This is a genomic window from Novosphingobium sp. FG90 (assembly GCF_057808725.1).
The window spans coordinates 78,737-98,163 of record NZ_JBMDIO010000015.1; the positions used below are offsets into that span (position 1 = coordinate 78,737).

At 64.3% G+C, this 19,427-nt stretch carries 17 protein-coding genes and 1 pseudogene; 10 read left to right on the forward strand and 8 right to left on the reverse strand.

Annotated elements, in window-relative coordinates:
• The first annotated feature begins 99 nt into the window (after positions 1-99).
• The 3 genes from ACODRZ_RS14690 (at position 100) to ACODRZ_RS14700 (ending at position 1,985) form a co-directional block, all read left to right on the forward strand.
• A complete protein-coding gene (locus ACODRZ_RS14690) occupies positions 100-1,107 on the forward strand; it encodes an NADP-dependent oxidoreductase (RefSeq protein ID WP_488971584.1) in 1,008 nt (335 codons plus the stop codon).
• 21 nt (positions 1,108-1,128) lie between these two features.
• Entirely contained in the window at positions 1,129-1,479 is a 351-nt protein-coding gene (locus tag ACODRZ_RS14695; protein ID WP_488971585.1) for a Rieske (2Fe-2S) protein, read from the forward strand.
• A gap of 77 nt (positions 1,480-1,556) precedes the next feature.
• Positions 1,557-1,985, forward strand: coding sequence for a nuclear transport factor 2 family protein (locus ACODRZ_RS14700; RefSeq protein WP_488971586.1), 429 nt, complete (start codon positions 1,557-1,559; stop codon positions 1,983-1,985).
• Between the two features lie 154 nt (positions 1,986-2,139).
• Here ACODRZ_RS14700 and ACODRZ_RS14705 read toward each other — a convergent pair whose 3' ends face one another.
• Both ACODRZ_RS14705 and ACODRZ_RS14710 read right to left on the reverse strand, forming a co-directional pair.
• Positions 2,140-4,185 carry a M13 family metallopeptidase gene (locus tag ACODRZ_RS14705; RefSeq protein WP_488971587.1) on the reverse strand — a complete coding sequence of 682 codons (2,046 nt, stop codon included), beginning with the start codon at positions 4,183-4,185 and terminating at the stop codon, positions 2,140-2,142.
• A 245-nt stretch (positions 4,186-4,430) separates the two neighbouring features.
• The gene (locus ACODRZ_RS14710; protein ID WP_488971588.1) at positions 4,431-6,920 is read right to left on the reverse strand and encodes a TonB-dependent receptor; all 2,490 of its coding nucleotides are present in this window, start codon (positions 6,918-6,920) and stop codon (positions 4,431-4,433) included.
• Between the two features lie 257 nt (positions 6,921-7,177).
• Here ACODRZ_RS14710 and ACODRZ_RS14715 point away from each other — a divergent pair, with 257 nt between their 5' ends.
• Both ACODRZ_RS14715 and ACODRZ_RS14720 read left to right on the forward strand, forming a co-directional pair.
• A complete protein-coding gene (locus tag ACODRZ_RS14715; protein ID WP_488971589.1) occupies positions 7,178-8,185 on the forward strand; it encodes an NADP-dependent oxidoreductase in 1,008 nt (335 codons plus the stop codon).
• Entirely contained in the window at positions 8,185-8,976 is a 792-nt protein-coding gene (locus tag ACODRZ_RS14720; RefSeq protein ID WP_488971590.1) for a ThuA domain-containing protein, read from the forward strand. The genes ACODRZ_RS14715 and ACODRZ_RS14720 overlap by 1 nt, the downstream gene beginning before the upstream one ends.
• Before the next feature lie 16 nt (positions 8,977-8,992).
• On the opposite strand, the gene ACODRZ_RS14725 is transcribed toward ACODRZ_RS14720, so the two are convergent.
• On the reverse strand, positions 8,993-9,349 hold the full coding sequence (locus tag ACODRZ_RS14725; RefSeq protein ID WP_488971591.1) for a hypothetical protein: 357 nt from the start codon (positions 9,347-9,349) through the stop codon (positions 8,993-8,995).
• Between the two features lie 82 nt (positions 9,350-9,431).
• On the reverse strand, positions 9,432-10,991 hold the full coding sequence (locus ACODRZ_RS14730) for a carbon-nitrogen hydrolase family protein (protein WP_488971592.1): 1,560 nt from the start codon (positions 10,989-10,991) through the stop codon (positions 9,432-9,434).
• A 133-nt stretch (positions 10,992-11,124) separates the two neighbouring features.
• Between ACODRZ_RS14730 and ACODRZ_RS14735 the strand changes: the two genes are divergently transcribed.
• Positions 11,125-11,397: a hypothetical protein gene (locus ACODRZ_RS14735; RefSeq protein ID WP_488971593.1), complete on the forward strand. Its 273-nt coding sequence runs from the start codon at positions 11,125-11,127 to the stop codon at positions 11,395-11,397.
• A 136-nt stretch (positions 11,398-11,533) separates the two neighbouring features.
• Here the strand turns inward: ACODRZ_RS14735 and queF are convergent, their stop codons facing one another.
• Positions 11,534-11,992, reverse strand: coding sequence for a preQ(1) synthase (gene queF / locus ACODRZ_RS14740; RefSeq protein ID WP_488971594.1), 459 nt, complete (start codon positions 11,990-11,992; stop codon positions 11,534-11,536).
• 156 nt (positions 11,993-12,148) lie between these two features.
• Between queF and ACODRZ_RS14745 the strand changes: the two genes are divergently transcribed.
• The 4 genes from ACODRZ_RS14745 to ACODRZ_RS14760 all read left to right on the forward strand — a co-directional run bounded on the left by ACODRZ_RS14745 (position 12,149) and on the right by ACODRZ_RS14760 (position 17,254).
• Positions 12,149-13,513: a hypothetical protein gene (locus ACODRZ_RS14745; RefSeq protein WP_488971595.1), complete on the forward strand. Its 1,365-nt coding sequence runs from the start codon at positions 12,149-12,151 to the stop codon at positions 13,511-13,513.
• Between the two features lie 63 nt (positions 13,514-13,576).
• On the forward strand, positions 13,577-14,791 hold the full coding sequence (gene metC / locus ACODRZ_RS14750; RefSeq protein WP_488971596.1) for a cystathionine beta-lyase: 1,215 nt from the start codon (positions 13,577-13,579) through the stop codon (positions 14,789-14,791).
• On the forward strand, positions 14,776-15,831 hold the full coding sequence (locus ACODRZ_RS14755; protein WP_488971597.1) for a mechanosensitive ion channel family protein: 1,056 nt from the start codon (positions 14,776-14,778) through the stop codon (positions 15,829-15,831). Before metC ends, ACODRZ_RS14755 begins: the two co-directional genes overlap by 16 nt.
• A 133-nt stretch (positions 15,832-15,964) precedes the next feature.
• Positions 15,965-17,254 carry a tyrosine-type recombinase/integrase gene (locus tag ACODRZ_RS14760; protein ID WP_488971598.1) on the forward strand — a complete coding sequence of 430 codons (1,290 nt, stop codon included), beginning with the start codon at positions 15,965-15,967 and terminating at the stop codon, positions 17,252-17,254.
• Positions 17,255-17,363: 109 nt separating this feature from the next.
• Here ACODRZ_RS14760 and ACODRZ_RS14765 read toward each other — a convergent pair whose 3' ends face one another.
• The 3 genes and pseudogenes from ACODRZ_RS14765 to ACODRZ_RS14775 form a co-directional block, all read right to left on the reverse strand.
• Positions 17,364-17,564 (reverse strand): helix-turn-helix transcriptional regulator, encoded by a 201-nt coding sequence (locus ACODRZ_RS14765; RefSeq protein ID WP_488971599.1) that lies wholly within the window; start codon positions 17,562-17,564, stop codon positions 17,364-17,366.
• A 601-nt stretch (positions 17,565-18,165) separates the two neighbouring features.
• Positions 18,166-18,264 (reverse strand): annotated as a pseudogene (locus tag ACODRZ_RS14770) (IS5/IS1182 family transposase); the annotation flags it as partial.
• The gene (locus tag ACODRZ_RS14775) at positions 18,261-19,238 is read right to left on the reverse strand and encodes a DUF4365 domain-containing protein (RefSeq protein WP_488971600.1); all 978 of its coding nucleotides are present in this window, start codon (positions 19,236-19,238) and stop codon (positions 18,261-18,263) included. The pseudogene ACODRZ_RS14770 and the gene ACODRZ_RS14775, both read right to left, overlap by 4 nt.
• Positions 19,239-19,427 lie beyond the last annotated feature (189 nt).

The window sequence follows — 19,427 nt, forward strand, 5'->3', positions numbered from 1 at the left end:
CACATCTGTTTGGGAAGGAGTTTGCCCCCGGTCCTGAGGAGACGAACCTAGCGTTTAGACCAGCCTTCCGCTCAGGCCCGGCGCGGGTAAGCAGGGGGGATGGGAAAGGTAAGACAGATATTGCTGGCGCGGCGCCCCGAAGGGATGCCGGTGCCCGAGGACTTCACGCTGGCAGAGGCGGAAATGCCCGAGCCAGGCGACGGCGAATTCCTGGTGGCCATGCGCGTCGGGTCGGTGGACCCGGCGATCCGCGGCTTCCTCGACGATCGGCCGAGCTACATCGAGCCGGTCGCGCTGGGTGCGCCGATCAACGGCATGTCGCTGGGCGAAGTCGTACAGTCCAACAATGCGGACTACCCGGTCGGCACGTTCGTGCGCGCCTTTGCCACCTGGCAGGACCACTATATCCTCTCGGGCGAAAGCTGGGGGCTGGAGACGGTGCACCAGCAGCCGGGGACGGACCTGCATCACTACATGGGCGCGCTCGGCCCGGTCGGGCTGACCGCGTGGGTAGGCCTTTTCGCGGTGGGCGAGGCGAAAGCGGGCGAGACCGTGCTTGTCAGTGCCGCCGCCGGGGCGACGGGCTCGACCGTGGGCCAGATCGCCAAGGCCAGGGGTTGCCGCGTAATCGGCATCGTCGGTTCTCCCGAGAAGGCCGAGGTCATCCGCGAACTCGGTTTCGATGCCGCGATCGATTACCGTGCCACCCCCGACATCGCGGCCGAAATCGCGAAAGTCGCGCCCGAGGGGATCGACGTCTATTTCGACAACGTCGGCGGCGAGATGCTGGAAGCAATTCTGCCGCTGATGCGCCTCCACGGCCGCGTCGCGGTGTGCGGGATGATCGGCCAGTACAATGACGCTGACCATCCCTACGGCGTCAAGACGCTCTGGCAACTGGTGGTGAACCGCATCAAGATGCAGGGCTTCATCACTTACGATTACCCGGATGTGCTGGCCGAGGCGCAGGCAGAACTGGACCAGTGGGTAGCAGAGGGCAAGCTCCGCCCGCTGGCCAACTTGCGCGACGGGTTCGAGAATCTGCCTGCTGCCTTCATCGACCTCATGTCGGGCCGTACCATCGGCAAGACGCTGGTTTGCATCTGAGTTCTGGATACGATGGCTACCATGAGCGAAACCTTCCATTCCGTCATCGCCGAGGTCGACTTCCCCGAGGAGGGCAAGGCCGCGATCATGCTGGGCGGCTGGAGCGTGCTGATCGTGAAGGTCGAGGACGGCTTTCGCGCCGTTAACGACCGCTGCACCCATCAGGCCGCGCTGCTCTCGCCCGGCCGCGTGCGGCGCGGGGCGATCATGTGCCCGCTGCACGGCGCCCGCTTCGAGGCCGCTACCGGCCGCTGCATCGGCGGCGCCTATGCGGACCTGCGCGTGTTCCCGCTGCGGATCGAGGGCGGCATGATCGAGGTGGCGGTGCCCGACGAGGCGCCGGGGCCGAACGAGCGGCCGGTGGGGGCGTAATTACTCGCACAAGGCATAGTTTCGCGCGCCGGAGCAGGGGCTAGCATCTGCCTGAAACGATTTGGGAGAATGCTGAAATGCCCTTTACCGGCCCGTTCGAGGACCGCCTCGCCATTCGCGAACTGCTTGAGACTTACGCCGACGCGGTGACGCGCCGCGACTCCGAAGCCTGGGGCGCGACTTGGGCCGAGGACGCGGAATGGTCGCTGCCGGACTATCCGGAACTGGGCACCACCAAGGGCCGCCCGGCCATCGTCGCCATGTGGATTGAGGCGATGAAGGCCTATCCCGGAATCATGTTCGAGGCATGGCCCGGCTCGGTCGAGGTCAGCGGCGATAGCGCGGTGATGCGCAGCTATACCTCCGAGGTCTACGATCAGGACGGGATCACCATGCGCGATCGCGGCGTCTACGAGGACACTTGCGTCAAGATCGACGGCAAGTGGCTGTTCAAGAGCCGCTCGTTCCGCAACATCCACCGCCAGCACGCCCCGCGCGGGGTGTAGATATCCCGACCCAAGTCGCTTTTGCGGATGGGGCTTTGAGGGGCTGAGCCTGACCCTTCGACAAGCTCAGGGTGAGCGGGGTTAGTATAAACCTCTCAAAACCCGCTCAGGCTGAGCCTGTCGAAGCCCCATCTGCTGGGCACTGTTTAAGAGCTTACCAAAGCTTCACGCGCTTTTCGGGCGGCAGGTACAGCTTGTCGCCCGGCTTGATGTCGAACGCCTTGTACCAGGCGTCGATGTTGCGCACGGTCAGCGCGCGGTACTGGCCCGGTGCGTGGGGATTGCCGATGACCTGACGGCGCAGCGCGCCTTCGCGGGTCTTATCGCCCCAGCTCTGGGCAAAGGCGATGAAGAAGCGCTGGTCGCCGGTGTAGCCGTCGATAATCGGCAGTTCCTTGCCGCCCAGCGCCTCACGATAGGCGTCGTAGGCGGCGGCGAGGCCGGCCACGTCGGCGCCGTTTTCACCCAGTTCCAGCTTGCCGTTGAGGTGCAGGTCGGGGAACGGCTGATAGGCGTCGTACTGCGCGACCAGAGCCTGCGTCTGCGTCTCGAAGTGGGCGAGGTCTTCCTTCGTCCACCAGTCGCGCAGGATGCCGTTGCCGTCCACCGCCGCGCCGCTGGCGTCGAAGCTGTGGCTGATCTCGTGCCCGATAACCGCGCCGATCGCGCCGTAGTTGGAAGCGAGGTCGGCGGCGGGATCGAAGAACGGCTTCTGCAGGATCGCGGCGGGGAAGTTCAGCGCGTTCTGCACCGGCAGGTTCACCGCGTTGACCAGCTGCGGGGTCATCCACCACTCGCCCCGGTCTTGCGGCTTGCCCAGCTTGGAAATCTGCTGGAGCGTGTAGCCGTGGATCGCCGACATGCGGTTGGCGTAAGCCTGACCCGGCTTGATGACGATCATCGAGGTGTCGGGCCACACGTCGGGATAGCCGACCGCGACCACCATGCCTTCCAGCTTCGCCTTGGCCTCGGTGCGCGTCGCCGGGCTCATCCAGTCGAGCGCGTCGATGCGGCGGGCGAAGGCATGCTTGATGCGGGTGGACATGTCCTCCACCTGCGCCTTGGCGGCAGGCGGGAAGTATTCGCGCACATAGAGCTTGCCGAAGGGCATGCCGAGGTCGCTGTTGACCGAGGCCAGCGCCCGCTTCTCGCGCGTTTTCTGCTGGGGCGTGCCGGACAGGTTGGTGTCGAAGAACGCGAAGTGCAGGGCGTCGAACTTGCCCGGCAGCACGTCGGTCTGCGCGTTGATGCGGTGGAAGGCCAGCCAGTCCTTCCAGGCGTCCAGCGGCTCCGAGCCGACGAGCGCGGCAAGGCCGGTGATCGCGGAGGGGCTGTAGACGTCGAAAGTCTGCTGCGCGGGCATGTGCGCGGCGGTGAAGTAGGCGTCCCAGTCCATGCCGGGGGCCTTCGCGGCGAACTCGGCGCGGGTCCACAGGGTGCCGCCTTGCGTGAAGTCGGCGGTGTCGGCCTTGCTCGGGTGGGCCTGCGCGATCTTCGTTTCCAGCGCCAGGATGCGCGCGGCGCGGGCCTCGGGCTGGTCGAGGCCGGACAGGCGCAGCAGGTCGGCGATGTACTTCAGGTAGTCGGCCCTGATCTTGACCATGCGCGGCTCGGCCGAGACGTAGTATTCGCGGTCGGGCAGGGCGATGCCGCCCTGGAACAGGTAGGGCACCACTTCGTCGCTCTTGAGCGCCTTGGTGATGAACAGGCCGAACAGGTTCTCGGTCGACATGTCGTTGTTGTTGTTGAACAGGTCGAGGTCGGCCTCGGTCTGGTCGCCCAGCACCTTGACCAGCGCGGCCTTGTCCTTGATCCCGGCATAGCGCGTCAGGTCGGCCTTGAGCGGCGTGATGCCCAGCTTGTCGATCGCGGCGGTGTCGAGGTAGGCGCGCCAGTAGTCGCCGATCTTCGCCTCGTCGGTGCCGGGCTTCTGCTTGGCGCCGAGGATCTTCTGGATGAGTGCGGTCTGCTGGCGTTCGGTCTCGTCGGCGGCGACGGTGTGGGCGCCGATGCGGCTGCGGTCGGCGGGAATTTCGGCCTTGGCCAGCCACGCGCCGTTGGCGAACAGGTAGAACTCGTCGCCGGGCTTCACCGAAGTATCCATCGCGGCTTCGTTGATGCCTGCGGGTTCGGTGGCGGCGATGGCGAGAGGCGCGGCGCAGAGCAGCAGCGCGGCGAGGAAGGTGCGGGGGGTCTTCATCGGGCAGTCCTTTCGCGGCGCCGGGGTGCCGTGCCGGTTCTGTCATGCCGGTGACCTAGCGCCGGATCGGGCCGCCGCATACGGAAAAGTTGCGCTGCGGCGCAACAAATGAGCGTTGTGCTGATGGGGCTTCGACAAGCTCAGCCTGAGCGGAATTTGAAGATTTGCTCTCAAAACCGCTCAGGCTGAGCTTGTCGAAGCCCCATCGATCCAGGACCGAAGTCCCGAACCAATGGGGCTGCAATTCAGAACCGCTTGGTCACTTCCACCATAACGGTGCGGGGCAGGGTGCCGAAGCCGAGCTGGTCGGCCTTCACGCCCGCGGCAGTGCCGGTGCCGCCGCCGGTCGAGGGGCCGTCGACCACGCCGGTCACGTAGAAGCGGTTGGTCAGGTTCTTGCCGATCAGCGCGATCTGCCAGTTGTCGTCCTCGGCGCCGAAGCGGATGCCGGCGTCGAGCGTCACATACTTGCTCTGGCGCGACAGCGGGTTGCCGAAGCCCGAGGCGAGGTAGCTGGCCGAATACTTGCTATCGATGTTGAAGCCCAGCTTGTTGGCCGATCCGATCGACATCTCGTAACCGATGCCGAGGTTGCCGGTCCAGCGCGGAGCCACCGAAAGCGGCGCGCCGGTCAGGTCCTGACGGCTGTTGCCCGACAGGTTGCAGCCTTCCGCCGGGGTCTGGCCTGCATAGCAGGGGGCCAGCGGGAAGTCGATGTACGTGGCCTTGTCGTAGTTGATCGAGCCATGGATATCGAGCCCGGCGATGCCGTTGGGCGCGAACTCGAACTCGGCCTCGACGCCCTTGGTACGCGCGTCGGCGGTAAGGGTCTGGAAAGCGAAGATCGGCGAGTTGAAGAAGTCGACCTGCAGGTTCTTGTACTTGTAGCTGAACGCCGTCACGTTGAAGCGCAGCTGGCGGTCGAGCAGGGTGGACTTGAAGCCGATCTCGAAGCCTTCCGCCTTCTCCGGATCGAAGGTGAGGTCGGCGGTGGGGTCGGTCGAGAACTTCGAGTTGATGCCGCCGTTGGAGAAGCCGCCCGACTTGTAGGCGGTCTTGTAAGCGCCGTAGACCATGAGGTCGGGGGTCGGCTTCCAGGTCAGCGTGGCTTCGGGCGACCAGTTGGTGAAGTGCTGGCGCGCGGTCACTTCGCCGAGGCCGTCGGGGTCGTTCTGGTCGCGGAAGATGCCCAGAACCAGCGGGTTGTTGTAGGGCTGGGTGAAGAAGCTGTTCTTCGTCTCGTCGGTGTAGCGCACGCCGCCTGCGAGTTCGAGGCCCGGCAGGATCTTGTAGGTCGCCTGACCGAACACGGCCATCGTCTCGCCCTTGGTAAAGCTGTTCTTGGCGGTGGTGACGTATTCGTAGCCTGCGGGTGCGTCCGAGTTGGAGACGCCGCCGGTCAGCACGTACTGGTCGAAATCACGCCGCGTCTTCTGGTAGAGCATGCCCAGCATGAAGTTGAACGGCCCGTCGAACTGCGACAGCGCGCGCAGTTCCTGGCTGAACGCCTTCCACGAGGAATTCTCGGTCGCCCAGGTCGGGCCGATGCCGTTCTCGCTGCCGCCCGACTGGAAATCGCAGGCGCAGGCCCAGCGGTTATTGTTCCACTGGTAGTTGGTGACTGACGAAATCTGCAACTGGTCCGCGTCGTAGGTGAGGTTCAGGGTACCGCCTGCCGAACGGTACTTGTTGTAGAGCGAGCCGTCCTTCTTCGCGTAAGGATACGTGGCCGCGATGTCGGCAGGCATGTTGTTCTGGTGGGTAACGAAGTCCTTGCCGCAGGCATAGCCGTTGAGCTGCGAGGTATCGCCATCCCCGCACCGGTAGGCGACATAGTTCCATGAAGAGTTGTTGACCGTGCTCTGGTCGAAGCTGCCCTTGAGGGTGGCGGTGAAGCGGTCGGTCGGTTCCCACTTCAGGGTGGCGCGGGTGAGGAATTCCTCTTCGCCCGGCGCCTTGCGTGCGGCGGGCTGGGCGACATGGGTGGTCGCATCGCCGGCGCCGCCTGCGAGGATGCTGGCGGAATCGATCTCGGTGTAGTTGATGGGATCGGCGACGTTGCGATAGTAGCCGCCGTCCATCTTGGTGTAGCGCGCGGCAATGCGGAAGCCGAGGGTGTCGCTCAGCGGGCCGGACAGGAAGCCTTCGAGGCGGTATTGCTGGCTCTTGATCTCGTAGCCGCCCTTGACCATGCCTTCGAACGTGGCGGTCGGGTCGGCGCTGGTGATCGAGATCACGCCAGCGGTGGCGTTCTTGCCGAAGAACAGCGCCTGCGGGCCTTTGAGCACCTCGACGCGGGCGAGGTCGAAGAAGCCCTCGTTGATGACGCGGCCCTGGCCGTAGTAGGCGCCGTCCACCACGACCGCGACCGACTGCTCGATGCCGATCGAGGTTGAGGACGAGCCGATGCCTCGCAGGGTGAGCTGCGCGCCCGAACCGTTGGAGGCGCGGCCGACGCTGAACTGCGGGGCGATCGCCGTGATCTTCTCGACGCTGGTGACATCGCGCGTGGCGATCTGCTCAGCCGAGATGGCGGTGACGGCGACCGGCACGTCCTGCACCGTCTCCTGCCGCTTGCGGGCGGTGACGATGATGTCGTTGAGGCCGCCCTGTTGCTGCTGGGCTGCGTCGTCCTGAGCGGCGATGGCGGGCACAGCTGCATCCTGCGCCATCGCGGGAGCCGCGATCATCGTCAGCGCCGTCGACATGAGCATGGCGGATTTGGGAACTCGCATTTCAGTAACCTCCCGAATTTTTGTAATCGTTCTTGTTCGCTGCCTAGACCCGCAGCAATCGGGACATGTCCTGTGCAAACGGATAGCCCTATCAGTTTGGACAGGTGGCCTCGACATGCCCCGGCGCGAGGGTGCGATCCGGGACCGCTGGCCGTGACCAGCCTTGCTGCGGCGAGGCCTCGTTCCGGCGGGAGGCGCCTGAAGATAGCCGCCGGTCCCGGATCAAGTCCGGGACAACGGGGCAGAGGAGACCTGAATTGACGCGCTGCCGTTTCTGGCGACTGGATCGCCATCCGGAAGGAAATACCGATTTCGCCCGCTTCCTGAGCCTGCAGGAGGAAGAAAGCGCTCCGTTGAACGAAGGCGAGGTGCGCATCGCGGTCGAGTGGTTGTCGATGGATGCGGGCACGCGCATGTGGATGAGCCCGCGTACCGATGGATATCAGCCGCCGCTGCCGCTGGGATCGAAGATGGTCGGCCTGGTGCTCGGCCGGGTGACCGAAAGCGCGGATGCGGCCTATCCGGTCGGCGCGCTGGTGCGCGGCTTCGGGCAGTGGGCCGACGTCGCCACCGTGGTCCCGGCACTGACCGGGCTGGAAGTCGTCGATGAGACGGTCGCCGACCCGCGCCAGCACTTCGGGGCGCTCGGCATGAATGCCTGGACGGCCTTCGTCGGCGTCAGGGAAGTCGCGGCGGTGAAGCCCGGGGAATGGCTGGTGGTTTCCGCTGCGGCGGGGGCGACTGGCAGTCTCGCCTGTCAGGTGGGCCGCAACCTTGGCGCCAAGGTCGTGGGCATCGCGGGCGGGGCGGACAAATGCCGCTACCTGATCGAAGAGGTCGGCGTCGACATGGCGATCGACTACCGCAGCGAGGATGTGGCTGCACGCCTGGCGCAAGTGCCGGGCGGGATTAACGCCTTCTTCGACAACGTCGGCGGCCCGATCCTCGACGCCGTCCTGGGCAACATGGCCCATTACGGCCGCGTGGCGGTGTGCGGCATGGTGGCGGGATACGACACCGATGCGCCGATGCCGGGACCGGCAAAGTTCGATCAGGTGCTGATGCGGCGCCTGCGGATCGAGGGATTCTTCATCCCCGACTTCCTTCATCGCGGCGCGGAATTCATGCCGCAGCTGCGCGAATGGCTCGACGCCGGAAAGCTGGCCGTCCGCTTCGATGAAACCGCCGGGCTGGAGAACGTCCTCACCGCTTACGAGCGGATGCTGACCGGCAAGAACATCGGCAAGGTGGTCGTGAAGCTCTGATGCCGACCATCCGCCATCGCGCCCCCATCCAGTGCCTCGTCGCGGTGCGCGGGCATCCGTTCGATCGCACTGCGTTCGACGCGCTGTTTCAATCGATGGAAGGCATCAGCGCGACGATGGTGGACCAGCCGGCAGCCGCGAAGCTGATGAACCCGGAAGGGATGCGCGGGTTCGATGCGCTGGTCCTCTACGACATGCCGGGCCTCGACTTCGAGGCGGGCGCGGGCGCGCCGCTGCACCTCGATCCGCCGCCGGGACTGGCCGAGGGCTTCCGTGCGCTGCTGGAGGATGGCAAGGGCGTCGTTGCGCTGCATCATGCGCTGGCGGGCTGGCCGACCTGGGACGAGTACCATGAATGGTTGGGCGGGCGGTTCCTCTACCACCCCGGGACAGTGCGCGGACGGCGCGTACTCGACAGCGGCTATGCACACGGCGTGACATACGAGGCGGTGGTCCTTGCGGATCATCCGGTGACGGCAGGCCTGCCGCCACGCTTCGCGCTGACCGACGAAACATACCTTGCGGAGATCTTCGCGGAGGACGTGACGCCCCTGTTGCGGGCCGACATTCCCTTCACGCGCGAACAGTTCTTCTCCGCCGAACTGGCGGTCGGCGGCAGCATGTACGACCGTGGGGGATGGGATCACCCGCCGGGCAGCGACCTGATCGGATGGACGCGCGAAGTGGCAAGCAGCCGGCTCTTCTATCTTCAGCCGGGCGATGGACCATCCGTCTACGACGATCCCAATTACCGGCGGCTGGTGGAGAACGCGATCCGCTGGGTCGCGTGAGCCTAGAGGGTGCTGCTTATGAGTTTACGCCCTGGTCCTTCGCCGTGAGGCAATCGAGCCAGGCGCGCGCCTGCTTGGGTTCGCCCACGGCCTGCGAATCCACCGGTCCACGCTGGCGCAGGAATTCTTGGTGCAGTTCGAAGGGTTCCATGAAAAGCTGTTCGCGCGCGGCGTCGATCTCTTCGGCGAGTTCGGTCAGCTCGGTGATCGTCGGGGCTACGGCGGTGCGGGCTGCGCGATCGGCGTTGTGGTCGAACAGGCCCCACTTTCCTGCGGCGCATATCTTGAGCGCAGCGATCAGCGCCTCGCGATAATCGACTTCGAGGTCGGCGCGGCGGGTATCGAGGCGTTCGAGACGGTCTGCTTTGGCCATGAGGTGCGGTAGAGCGGGGCTGTGCGGACTGCAAGTGCAATGGCAGGCGCCAGCCCAAATGCTGACGCAAGGGGCACTCCCCTCAGTGCTGCGCCCACTCCACCCGGTAGAGGTCGAAGCGGCGATCCTTGAGGTTCTGCACCGCGCCCGACTGGCGTGCGGTCAGCAGCGCGTCGAGGCTGAGGTCGGAGATCGCGATCGTCTCGGTGTTGGGCGCGGTGTCCGCCGCCACGCCGTCGCGGGCGAAGGGGAAGTCGCTGGGCGTCAGGATCGCGCTTTCGGCGTAGTGGACGTCCATGTTCTCGACGTTGGGCAGGTTGCCCACCACGCCCGAGGTGACGACATAGCACTGGTTCTCCACCGCGCGGGCCTGCGCGCAGTAGCGCACCCGCAGGTAGCCGCGCCGCTCGTCGGTGCAGAACGGCACGAACAGCATCAGCGCGCCCTGGTTGACGAGGTGGCGCGCGAGTTCGGGGAACTCGCTGTCGTAGCAGATCATCACCCCGATCGGTCCGCAGTCGGTGGGGATGACGTTGGCGCCGTAGCCGCCCTTGATGTTCCACCAGCGCCGTTCGGAGGGCGTCGGGTGCAGCTTTTGCGTTTCATGCACTGCACCGTCGCGCAGGAAGGTGTAGGCGATGTTGCGGATCTCGCTCTTGCCGCCGCCCAGCTTGACGCGGGTAGGATGTGAGCCGCCGATGATGTTGATGTTGTAGCTGACCGCCATGCGCTGCATGAACTCGACGAAGCGCTCGGTGTACTCCGCGATCTTCTCGATCGCCTCGACCGGCTGCAGCTTCTTCTCCTCGATCGAGAGCAGTTCGAGGGTGAACAGCTCGGGGAAGGCCACGAAGTCGCTCTCGTAGTCGGCGGCGACGTCGATCCAGTATTCGACCTGGGCCTCGAACTCGTCGATCGTGTCGATCTTGCGCATCTGGAACTGCACGGTGGCGACGCGCACGCTGGAGGGGACGCGCTCCTTGAGGCCGGGGATCGCCTTGCCGGTGTCGAGCGGGGCCAGCGGGTTGGTCCAGTACATGAGGACCGCATTGCCGCCGCTCTCGCGGTCGGCCGGGATGTAGTCAGGCAGGATACCGCGCGGCTCGTAGCCCTCGTTCATCTGGAAGTTGATGACCTGATCGCGGATCTTCTTGTCGCGCACCGCCTGCACGTAATCGGCCGGATCGGGGTACTGGCGCTTGCGGCGGTAGTAGCCGGGCATGCGGCCCGCGAAGGCGATGCCCTTCAGCTCGAAATACTGGCAGACCTCGCGCCGCTTGCGGTAGAGGCGCTGGCCGATGCGCAGGCGGCGATAGTCGGGATCGACGCAGACCTCGAAGCCGTAGAGCACGTCGCCCTCGGGCGCGGGCGGGCGGCCATAGCCGCCGTTGCTGATCTCTTCCCAGGTGTGCGGCTTGAAGGCGAGGTCGGAGGTGACGATCATCGTCGCGCAGTGGCCGACGACCTTGCCTTCGTATTCGGCGACGAACTGGCCTTCGGGGAAATTGATGACCTGTCCGCGGATCTCGGCGCGGGTGAAGGCGTCGGCCTTGCCGTAGACCTTGACGGAGAGGCGGGCGATCGCGGCGGCGTCCGCGACGGTCGCTTCGCGGATGATGAGCTTGGCTTTGGTCTGGTCCATGAGCGCTGTTCTACGCATTGCGGCGCACAAGGTTCCAGCCCGTAATCCTCTGGAGCGGATTCATTTTTTCTCAGGTCGCCCGGGATACATGGGGCGGCGGGGTCGTTGTCTAGGGTGAAAGGAGACTGCCCCCATGAGTGCAACCCTTTACGCTCTCGCGCTGTTCGCCTGTTCGGACGACGGCACGGCCTGTCAGCGTCTGGAGACGCCGGTGCAGACTTACGAGACGCGCGGTTCCTGCGATGCCGGTATCGACAATGCGCTTGATACTGAGGCTGCCCGCAAGGCCGAGGCGCCCGCCGTCTACGCTCAGTGCCTGACAAATCGGCAGATGGCCTCGATCGGCAAGGGCACCATCGACCTTACGCGGGTCAATGGCGCGCGATTTGCCAGCGCAGGGTTCTGAATCTGTGCAAATCCAACAGACTGTGACCTGCCAACCCCGCTCAGCCTGAGCCTGTCGAAGGCCCCGAGGCTAGGCGCCATGCCGGATGCTTCGACAAGCTCAGCATGAGCGGTGAAGGGGGAGGCCGGTGGGCCGATCACCCCCGGCCGCGATAGCCCGGCACGCCCTGGTCAGGCACCCAGAGCCCGGCGGGCGGCGCGTCGGACTGCCAGAACACGTCGATCGGGATGCCGCCGCGCGGATACCAGTAGCCGCCGATGCGCAGCCACAGCGGCTTCATCTCGTCGAACAGGCGCTGGCCGATGCCGACGGTGACGTCCTCGTGGAAGGCGCCATGGTTGCGGAACGAGCCGAGGAACAGCTTGAGGCTCTTCGATTCGACGATGGTTTCGCCGGGAGCATAGTCGATGACCAGGTGCGCGAAGTCGGGTTGTCCGGTCACCGGGCAGAGCGAGGTGAATTCAGGCGCGGCAAAACGGACGAGATAGAGGCTGCCGACGCGCGGGTTCGGGACGTAATCGAGCCGGGCCTCCTCAGGCGAAGCGGGAAGCCCGCTCTGCTGGCCGAGGTGGAGGGGGAGAGAGGTGTCAGTCATGATCCGGCAATGCCGCCAAGGGCGCGCGAACGCAAGTATGTCACCGGTGGCCCATATGTCACACCGTCGGTGGACGATGGCAGGCCACACCTTGTCGTGCGGCCGGGAGGCATTAACTGAGGGTTCACACGAAGTTTGGCGAAGACCGAAGATACCATGAGGGGCAAGAATTCGATCATAGCGCGCGCGGCGATCTCGACCGCGCTGGCCGTAATCCTGGCGGGATCGCTCTGCGCCCCTGCCGTCCATGCCCAGGCGGCCAATTCCGGAAGTACTTGGAGTCTTCCCGAACCGACCGCGACCCCGAGCACTCGTGCCCAAGGCCCTGTGGATCCGCAGAACCCGGTCGTGCGGCCGCGCAATTCGGCGTCCGAGCATGCCCAGAACCCTCCTTCCGCCCCGATCCAGACACCGCCGCCGACCATCAACATCCCCGCGCCGCAGGTTCGGTCGCCAGCCAGCCAGCCCGCGCGCGTTCAGTCCGAGCGCACTCAGTCCCCGCGCGTTGAGCCGTCCACGACGCCGCGGGTCCGGCCGTCGGCGGCAGCGGCGCCCGGCGCCGTCGCGCCGGAACCGCGCGCATCCGCAACGCCGGTGCCGCAGAACACCCCGTCCGTACCGGTCGCTCAGGACCCGAACCCTGCGCCATCCCCGCAGCAAGCTCCTTCCGCCGGGCCGACCGCCGCAGCGCAGCCCCTCGGCCCGGCAACGAAGGCGGGCTGGCCCGCATGGGTATGGGCGATCCCGGCGGTGCTGGCCGTTCTTGGCGTGCTGGCCTTCGTGCTGCGCCGCAAGCGCCCGGCCGAAGAGGTCGAGGATTGGTCCGAAGCGCCGGCCGTCGCTGCGGAACCGGTCGCGCCTCCCGCCCCGAAGGCGGCGGCCGCCGTACCGTCACCTGACTTCGCGCCGCCGCCTGCGCCTGCTGCCCGCGCCGATGTATCGCAACCTTCGGCCAGTCCCGCGCCAGATAGTCCGGCACCAGACGGGCCGACACCGGACGGCCTTGAGATCGCCGTCGAACCGGTGGGCCTGCGCCTCTCGCTGGTCTTCGCGACGCTGCAGTATCGCGTGACGCTGACAGCGGCTCACGACCTTCCGGCAGGTCATCTGATCGGCGACATGATCGGTGCGCATGGCTCGCTGACCTCCGAGCAGCAACTCGCGCCATCGCCCGAAACGCTGACGCGGCTGAAGCCGGTGCCTGCATTGACTGCCGGAGAAAGCATAACCCTGACCGGCGAAGTGCAGTTGCCACTGAGCGCGATCCGGCCCCTTCAGCGCGCGAATGCGTCCTTCTTCGTGCCGTTGCTGCGCCTTTGTGTCGTCTTCGCGGAGAATGCAGCAGCCGTCCGGCGGGTCTTCACGCTCGGGATTTCGGGCGGAATCTCGGATGGCAGGGCGCTGGCCCCGCTGCGACTCGACACCGGACCGATGGAACACCGCGAACTCGGCGCGCGCGAGGTGGCCGAGGCAAGGGCCTATCCGGTTCTGCCCGATGGCCAGCGCCGCGCTGCGGGGTGAGGCGGGTTTCCTTCTCGCTCCGGTTTCGCCTACTGTCGGCGCTCCCCACATGCGGAGACGACATTGAGCAGCACGAATGCCCCCCGAACTCTCTCTAACGCCACCGTCATCGTCGGTGCGGGGCGGCGCAGCGAATGGACCGGACCGGTCGTAAACCCGCCGGTCTGGCGCGCCAGCACGCACCTCTACGAGAACACCGCCTCCCTGGCGCAGGGGCCGCGCACGAACGAGGACGGGCGCTTCTTCTATGGGCGTCGCGGCGCCCCTACCCAGTGGGCGCTGGCCGACGCGCTGACCGCGCTGGAGCCCGGCGCGGCGGGGACGGTGCTCTATCCTTCGGGCGTTGCCGCCATCGCCGGCGTCATGCTGACGCTGCTGCGCCCCGGCGACGTCGTGCTGATCACCGACAATGCCTATGACCCGACTCGCTCGATGGGCAAGGGACTGCTCACCGACCTGGGGATCGAGACGCGCTTCTTCGACCCGCTGGACCTCGACGCCTATGAGGCCGCCTTCTGCGATCGCACCCGCGCGGTCCTGCTTGAAGCGCCCGGAAGCCTTTCGATGGAGATGTGTGACCTGCCCGCGCTGGCCCGTGTCGCGCGGGCGAAGGGCGCGGTCTCGGTGCTCGACAATACCTGGGCCAGCCCGCTCGGGTTCGCGGGGCTGAGCCACGGGATCGACGTGGTCCTGATGGCCTTGACCAAGCATGTCGGCGGCCATTCGGACCTGATGATGGGCAGCGCCAGCGCTGGCCCGGACCTCTACGCGAAACTGCGGGCGCGTGCGCAGCAACTCGGCACCGTGGTCTCGCCGGACGATGCGGCGCTTGCCCTGCGCGGTCTGCGCAGCCTGCACTTGCGCCTCGCTCACGAGACGCAAAGCGCGTTGGCGATCGCGCGGTGGCTTGCGGGCCGGCCGGAAGTGGCGCAAGTGCTCTGTCCTATGCTCCCCGGCGCGCCCGGGCATGACTTGTGGAAGCGTGACTTCACTGGCGGCTGCGGCTTGTTCAGCTTTACCTTCAGGGGCGGTGACGCCGCCGCCCGCAACCGTTTCATCGATGCACTGACGCTGTTCGGCATCGGCTATTCCTGGGGCGGGTTCGAGAGCCTGGCGATCCCCATCGAGCCTTCTGCCTACCGCAGCCGCATGGCCTGGCCGCCTGCTCCTGCCGGGACAGACGACCGATACGGTGTGCGCCTTGCCATCGGGCTCGAAGCACCGGAAGACCTCATCGCCGACATCGAGCAGGCGCTGGGCGCGTGGCGGCAGCCGTGACCGCGTCCGTGGTCGCGGCCGCTACGGCGAGTCCGGCACCGACCGCGACAGCAACCGCCGTCGTGATCGAGCATGCCGAGCCCGTCGCGGGCGCAGAGGGCATCAAGAACGTCGTCTCGGCGCGCAGCGACACCATCGGCAACATCGTCGACACGCTCGACAAGCTGGCGGTGCAGGTCGGCTCCAGCCGCATTTCGTTGTGGGATCTGACCGTGATCGTCGCGGTTCTTGCACTGGTGATTTCCGTCGCCTGGGCAACTAGTCGCCTGTCGAGCCGCCTGCTCTCGCGTGCAACGCGCCTCGACATGACGCAGCGCCTGCTGACCGAGAAGATGGTCAGCCTGTTCATCTGGACCGTGGCGATCCTCGTCGGCATCGACGTGCTGGGCATCGACCTGACGGCGTTGACCGTGTTCTCGGGCGCTTTCGGCCTTGCCATCGGTTTCGGCCTGCAGAAGACTTTCGGCAACCTGATCGCCGGGATCATCCTGCTGATGGACAAGTCGATCAAGCCCGGTGACGTCATCGCGATCGCCGACCAGAGCGGGCAGTACACGTTCGGCCAGATCCGCCGCATCGGCATCCGCGCCGTCTCGCTCACCACGCGCGACCAGAAGGAATATCTGATCCCGAACGAGAACCTGATGATCAATCAGGTCGAGAACTGGTCATATTCGTCGAAGAACGTGCGTATCCAAGTCCCGGTCGTGGTCCCCTATGCCGCCGATATCGAGCTTGCCGAGAAGCTGATGCTGGAGGCAGCGGGTGCCGTGAAACGTGTCCTCAAGGCCCCGCCGCCAACCGTCTGGCTCGACAGCTTTGCGGAGAATGGAGTCGCGTTTGTGATCCATGTTTGGATCACTGACCCCGAAGAAGGCACTGGAAACGTGCGTTCTGATGTCCTCAAAGGGCTCTGGAGGCTTATGCGCGAGAACGGCATCAAGGTGCCTTTCCCTCAGCGCGATCTCAACCTTCGCGATACTGAAACGATGCGCGAGTTGATCGCCGCGCTTCGCTCCGACGAGGGGAAAAGCCCCTGAACTGATCACGTATACCTACCTGATCAAGCTCAATCCGGAAAGGCTTTCCGGTATCCAAATTTCGCCTTATTTATGTCCGAAACGCTATTTGGATACTATTTGGATACCGATCTTTCGGATACCCGGGGGCGAGATGGCTACCAAGACCCAATTGACCGTTGCCATGTTGAAGGCGGCCGAGTCCGCACGAAAGCCTGCGAGGCTCCTAGACACGACCAAGGGTCTTACCTTCGTGGTCGGCGCGAGGGGAGGCGCATGGCAGTGGCAAGGCAAGATCAACAAGAAGCCGAAGAAGGTTGGGGGAGGTCGGTTCGAGGACGGGCGCGGGGTATCCTTGGCGGCAGCGCGTGCATGGGCTAATGACATCAATGCTCGGGTGGCTCGTGGCGAGAACCCGTTTGAGGACGACGAGGGCGCAACCGATGGGATTGTGCTCGTACAGCCGATGCGGCCGGTCATGACCTGTCAGGAAGCGTGGACAGCCTATCTTCATGAGTCTGGTGAAGCTGGCGGCAACGCGGAGAAGACGCTGATCGACAAGCGCCAGACGTGGGATCGCCTTTTTGCTCATACCATCGGCGAAAGCCTTCTCACGGATGTGACGTTTCTTGAGCTAGCCGACATTGTGGACCCGCTGAAGGCGAAGGGGAGGCGGGCGGCCTTCAACAATGCAGTCCGGTATGTGAAAAGATTCTTTAAGTGGGCGGAAGAATCGGAAGCGCGGACTGGGCTGTCGGACTCACCGGCTCGACGGCTCAAGACAGAAAAGCAGAACATGCGTGATCGTTATCTGAACGAGGTTGAGGTCCGATGGCTGTGGGACATGGTTGGCGAACTTGACGCTACGTCCCGTGCCTATTTCCTTGTTCTACTCCTCACCGGCCAGCGCCGCGATGAGGTTCGTGAACTGGTCCGCGGCGAATTGGATATGAGCCGTCCTTGGATGGACCTCTCCGAGGCACGGATGAAGTCGGGGTATCCACATATTACGCCTTTTGCTGACAAGGCCCGGGACCTCATTGCCGGTCGGCTCGCCGCCCACAACTATCGTTACGTGTTCCCTTCGTTGCGTGCATATGTCGACGAAGCGGCATATACGATCTATGACTTGGGAAATGCGCTGGACTTTCTCAATGCGGCGATGGAGCGAAAGGCGAAGGCGGCAGGATTGACCTATGAGCGCTGGACCGCACACGATCTCCGCCGCACGTTTTCAACCCTTGCGAACGGTATCCTCGACGATGAGGAGGACACCGTTCTCGACGAGAACCACATCGAACGAGTCATGGCCCATAAGGTAGGTGGGAAGGTGTCGAATACCTATAACAAACATCAATATGTCAAGGAGAAGCGAAGGGTCCTTCGGGTATGGGAGGACGAGGTTCGCAGGATTGTCGGCAACGAGGCGTTCAGTCGCTACTGACATGGGAGAGGTCAGGCTCGACCCTAACACTTCATGATCGACATTCTACAAAGGCCGGGCGCGAAATGGTCGACTCACACCATGACCGACGGGAGATGCACGAAGGACGCTATTCCCGGTTCGCATGGTAGGCCGCAGGATCGCGGCACCAGAGCTCGAATTCGTCGGCTCGCCAACCGACAGCTCGGGGACCAAGTGGTATCTGGCGAGGAAAGGTTCCGCTGGATATCTTGCGATACAAGGTTGTCCGCGAAAGCCCACTTCTCGCAAGAACGACCTTTATTCGCAAAAAGGCAGGTTGCTCCATCATAGCTGTCCTTCGTTCGGGAGATACTAGAGTACCGCCAAGCACAAACACGGGGAAGGGTAGGGGCACTTCAGTGCCGGTTTGCGGCACCGCATTCAGCACGATCTGGTTTCAACGCCGCCGTACTGACTTGGGTGCTGACCCCCTCCACACTTTGAGAGGACGGCCAGAGTAACGTCCACAACGTGGTGGAGCGCGACGCGATCGCTTCCAATCGTCGCTTGTATCGCCAGCTGCAACACCGGTTATTATATTCTTAGCACAAGGCCCGCGAGTTCCGGACGCTTGGCGCGGCTTTGGGATATCCGCCTGGTCAACCCAGACCGCGAGAAAAAGTCCTCAGGCTCCGAAACGACGTTCGACAGGGACCTATTTGGCAGCGATGAAATCGAATCCGCGTTTCTCGTGTTCAGAAAGTAGTCCTTCTCTACCTTGTTATCAGTTGACACTCCCGATTCGCTCCCGACAGCCTATGGACAGCTTGGATTTGACCGCTCCATAATAGCTGCTGATCTCCTAACCGCCATAGGCGGGATCTCTCGCCCTCCGAACGAACATTTGTGCGGCGCCTTGATGACAGTCAGCTTCGAGCCTGTCTTGAACCTCATGCGTAACGAGCGACACGGCGGATAAGAACGATGACAGCGGCGGCATTCAGTAACGCAGTTCTTGATTTGATGGTTCGCTCGAAGTCCTTTGCTAGGGTGCAGACGCAGCTTGGCCGAGTCCGGTCGGCAAAAACCACTCGCGCCACACGTCCTCGTAGATATTTGGCAAATGCGCCAGGCATCGCCAGAGTTCAAATACGTCCTCCTGCTTCATTTGCTCGAAGAACTCTTCGTTGCGGAAGCTATCCGGTACTGCGTCCTCGCGTAGTGTGAGGCAACCCGGTTGCTCGGTCTCCAGAAACTGCCGAAGCCGCTCGCCGTAATATGCGATCGGCTTACACATCTCGGTGTCGTCCCAGAAATCGTACCGGACGATCCGCTCGGCAAAATAGCGGGCGAGCGGTAGCCACTCCCCATTGTCGCGGTACTGAAGCTCGGAATACTGGTATCGGAACCGCTGGAACGCGGCGAGCAGCTTGGCGCGCTTCCCATACCAGCGCAGGCCAGACAGACCGACTTCGGACCCAATCTCCGTCCAGACTGGGACGTGGATCACACGCGATCCCGCTGTTCGATAGTCGGCGTGCCGGGGGATCAGGACCTTGTCAATATAGTCGTTGAGGCAGACGTACGAACAACGTTGCCGGGCGAGATCGGCGACCACCAATAGCACCGGCACGCCGATCCCCATGCGCTCGACGGTGACCAGCTCGCTCAGCTCGAGCTGAATCCGGTAAGTCTCGATCGTTCCGATCTTGTCCTTCCGGTTGAGCTGCTCGGGACCTTTCTCGACGTTGGAGCGCCCGTAGATGTCAAGTGAATGGACGTCGGGCTCCGCTGCACTTTTCAGCTGGACGAACACATGCTCGCCTAGCGTTTCATAGGTGGCACCGCCCTTAACTGCCGCGCCACCAGCGTTCGCCGCCTTGAAAGTCTCGATCGTGAAATCGAGCCCGTAATCGGGCCGATATTCCCGAAGCAGCCAATGGCGCGGCAGCTTCGCGCGCAGGAGACTGATCCCGTCCTGATCGGTCAGATGCTGGTCCGCTCTTTTCTTCCCGACCGACACAGCAGCGCAACCTTTTCAACGCAGAATTTGATCAGACCACAATCGGCACGATGATTGCCCCTGTCAATCAGGCCACATGCACGCAGCTGGCAATTGGCAGCTCCGGCAGAGGTCGGATGTTCACCACAGACAATGGAAACGGTCGGCTCTGGTCGACCGCTGGCGGAAAAGCAGAACGTCTGCTGCTGG

What these genes read in the sequence shown, in the direction of transcription:
- ACODRZ_RS14745 (WP_488971595.1), top strand. Translation starts at nt 12,149, where the DNA reads ATGAGGGGCAAGAATTCGATCATAGCGCGCGCGGCGATCTCGACCGCG.
- ACODRZ_RS14765 (WP_488971599.1), bottom strand. Translation starts at nt 17,564, where the DNA reads ATGATGGAGCAACCTGCCTTTTTGCGAATAAAGGTCGTTCTTGCGAGA.
- ACODRZ_RS14710 (WP_488971588.1), bottom strand. Translation starts at nt 6,920, where the DNA reads ATGCGAGTTCCCAAATCCGCCATGCTCATGTCGACGGCGCTGACGATG.
- ACODRZ_RS14730 (WP_488971592.1), bottom strand. Translation starts at nt 10,991, where the DNA reads ATGGACCAGACCAAAGCCAAGCTCATCATCCGCGAAGCGACCGTCGCG.
- ACODRZ_RS14705 (WP_488971587.1), bottom strand. Translation starts at nt 4,185, where the DNA reads ATGAAGACCCCCCGCACCTTCCTCGCCGCGCTGCTGCTCTGCGCCGCG.
- ACODRZ_RS14700 (WP_488971586.1), top strand. Translation starts at nt 1,557, where the DNA reads ATGCCCTTTACCGGCCCGTTCGAGGACCGCCTCGCCATTCGCGAACTG.
- ACODRZ_RS14695 (WP_488971585.1), top strand. Translation starts at nt 1,129, where the DNA reads ATGAGCGAAACCTTCCATTCCGTCATCGCCGAGGTCGACTTCCCCGAG.
- ACODRZ_RS14720 (WP_488971590.1), top strand. Translation starts at nt 8,185, where the DNA reads ATGCCGACCATCCGCCATCGCGCCCCCATCCAGTGCCTCGTCGCGGTG.
- ACODRZ_RS14725 (WP_488971591.1), bottom strand. Translation starts at nt 9,349, where the DNA reads ATGGCCAAAGCAGACCGTCTCGAACGCCTCGATACCCGCCGCGCCGAC.
- ACODRZ_RS14690 (WP_488971584.1), top strand. Translation starts at nt 100, where the DNA reads ATGGGAAAGGTAAGACAGATATTGCTGGCGCGGCGCCCCGAAGGGATG.
- queF (WP_488971594.1), bottom strand. Translation starts at nt 11,992, where the DNA reads ATGACTGACACCTCTCTCCCCCTCCACCTCGGCCAGCAGAGCGGGCTT.
- ACODRZ_RS14735 (WP_488971593.1), top strand. Translation starts at nt 11,125, where the DNA reads ATGAGTGCAACCCTTTACGCTCTCGCGCTGTTCGCCTGTTCGGACGAC.
- ACODRZ_RS14760 (WP_488971598.1), top strand. Translation starts at nt 15,965, where the DNA reads ATGGCTACCAAGACCCAATTGACCGTTGCCATGTTGAAGGCGGCCGAG.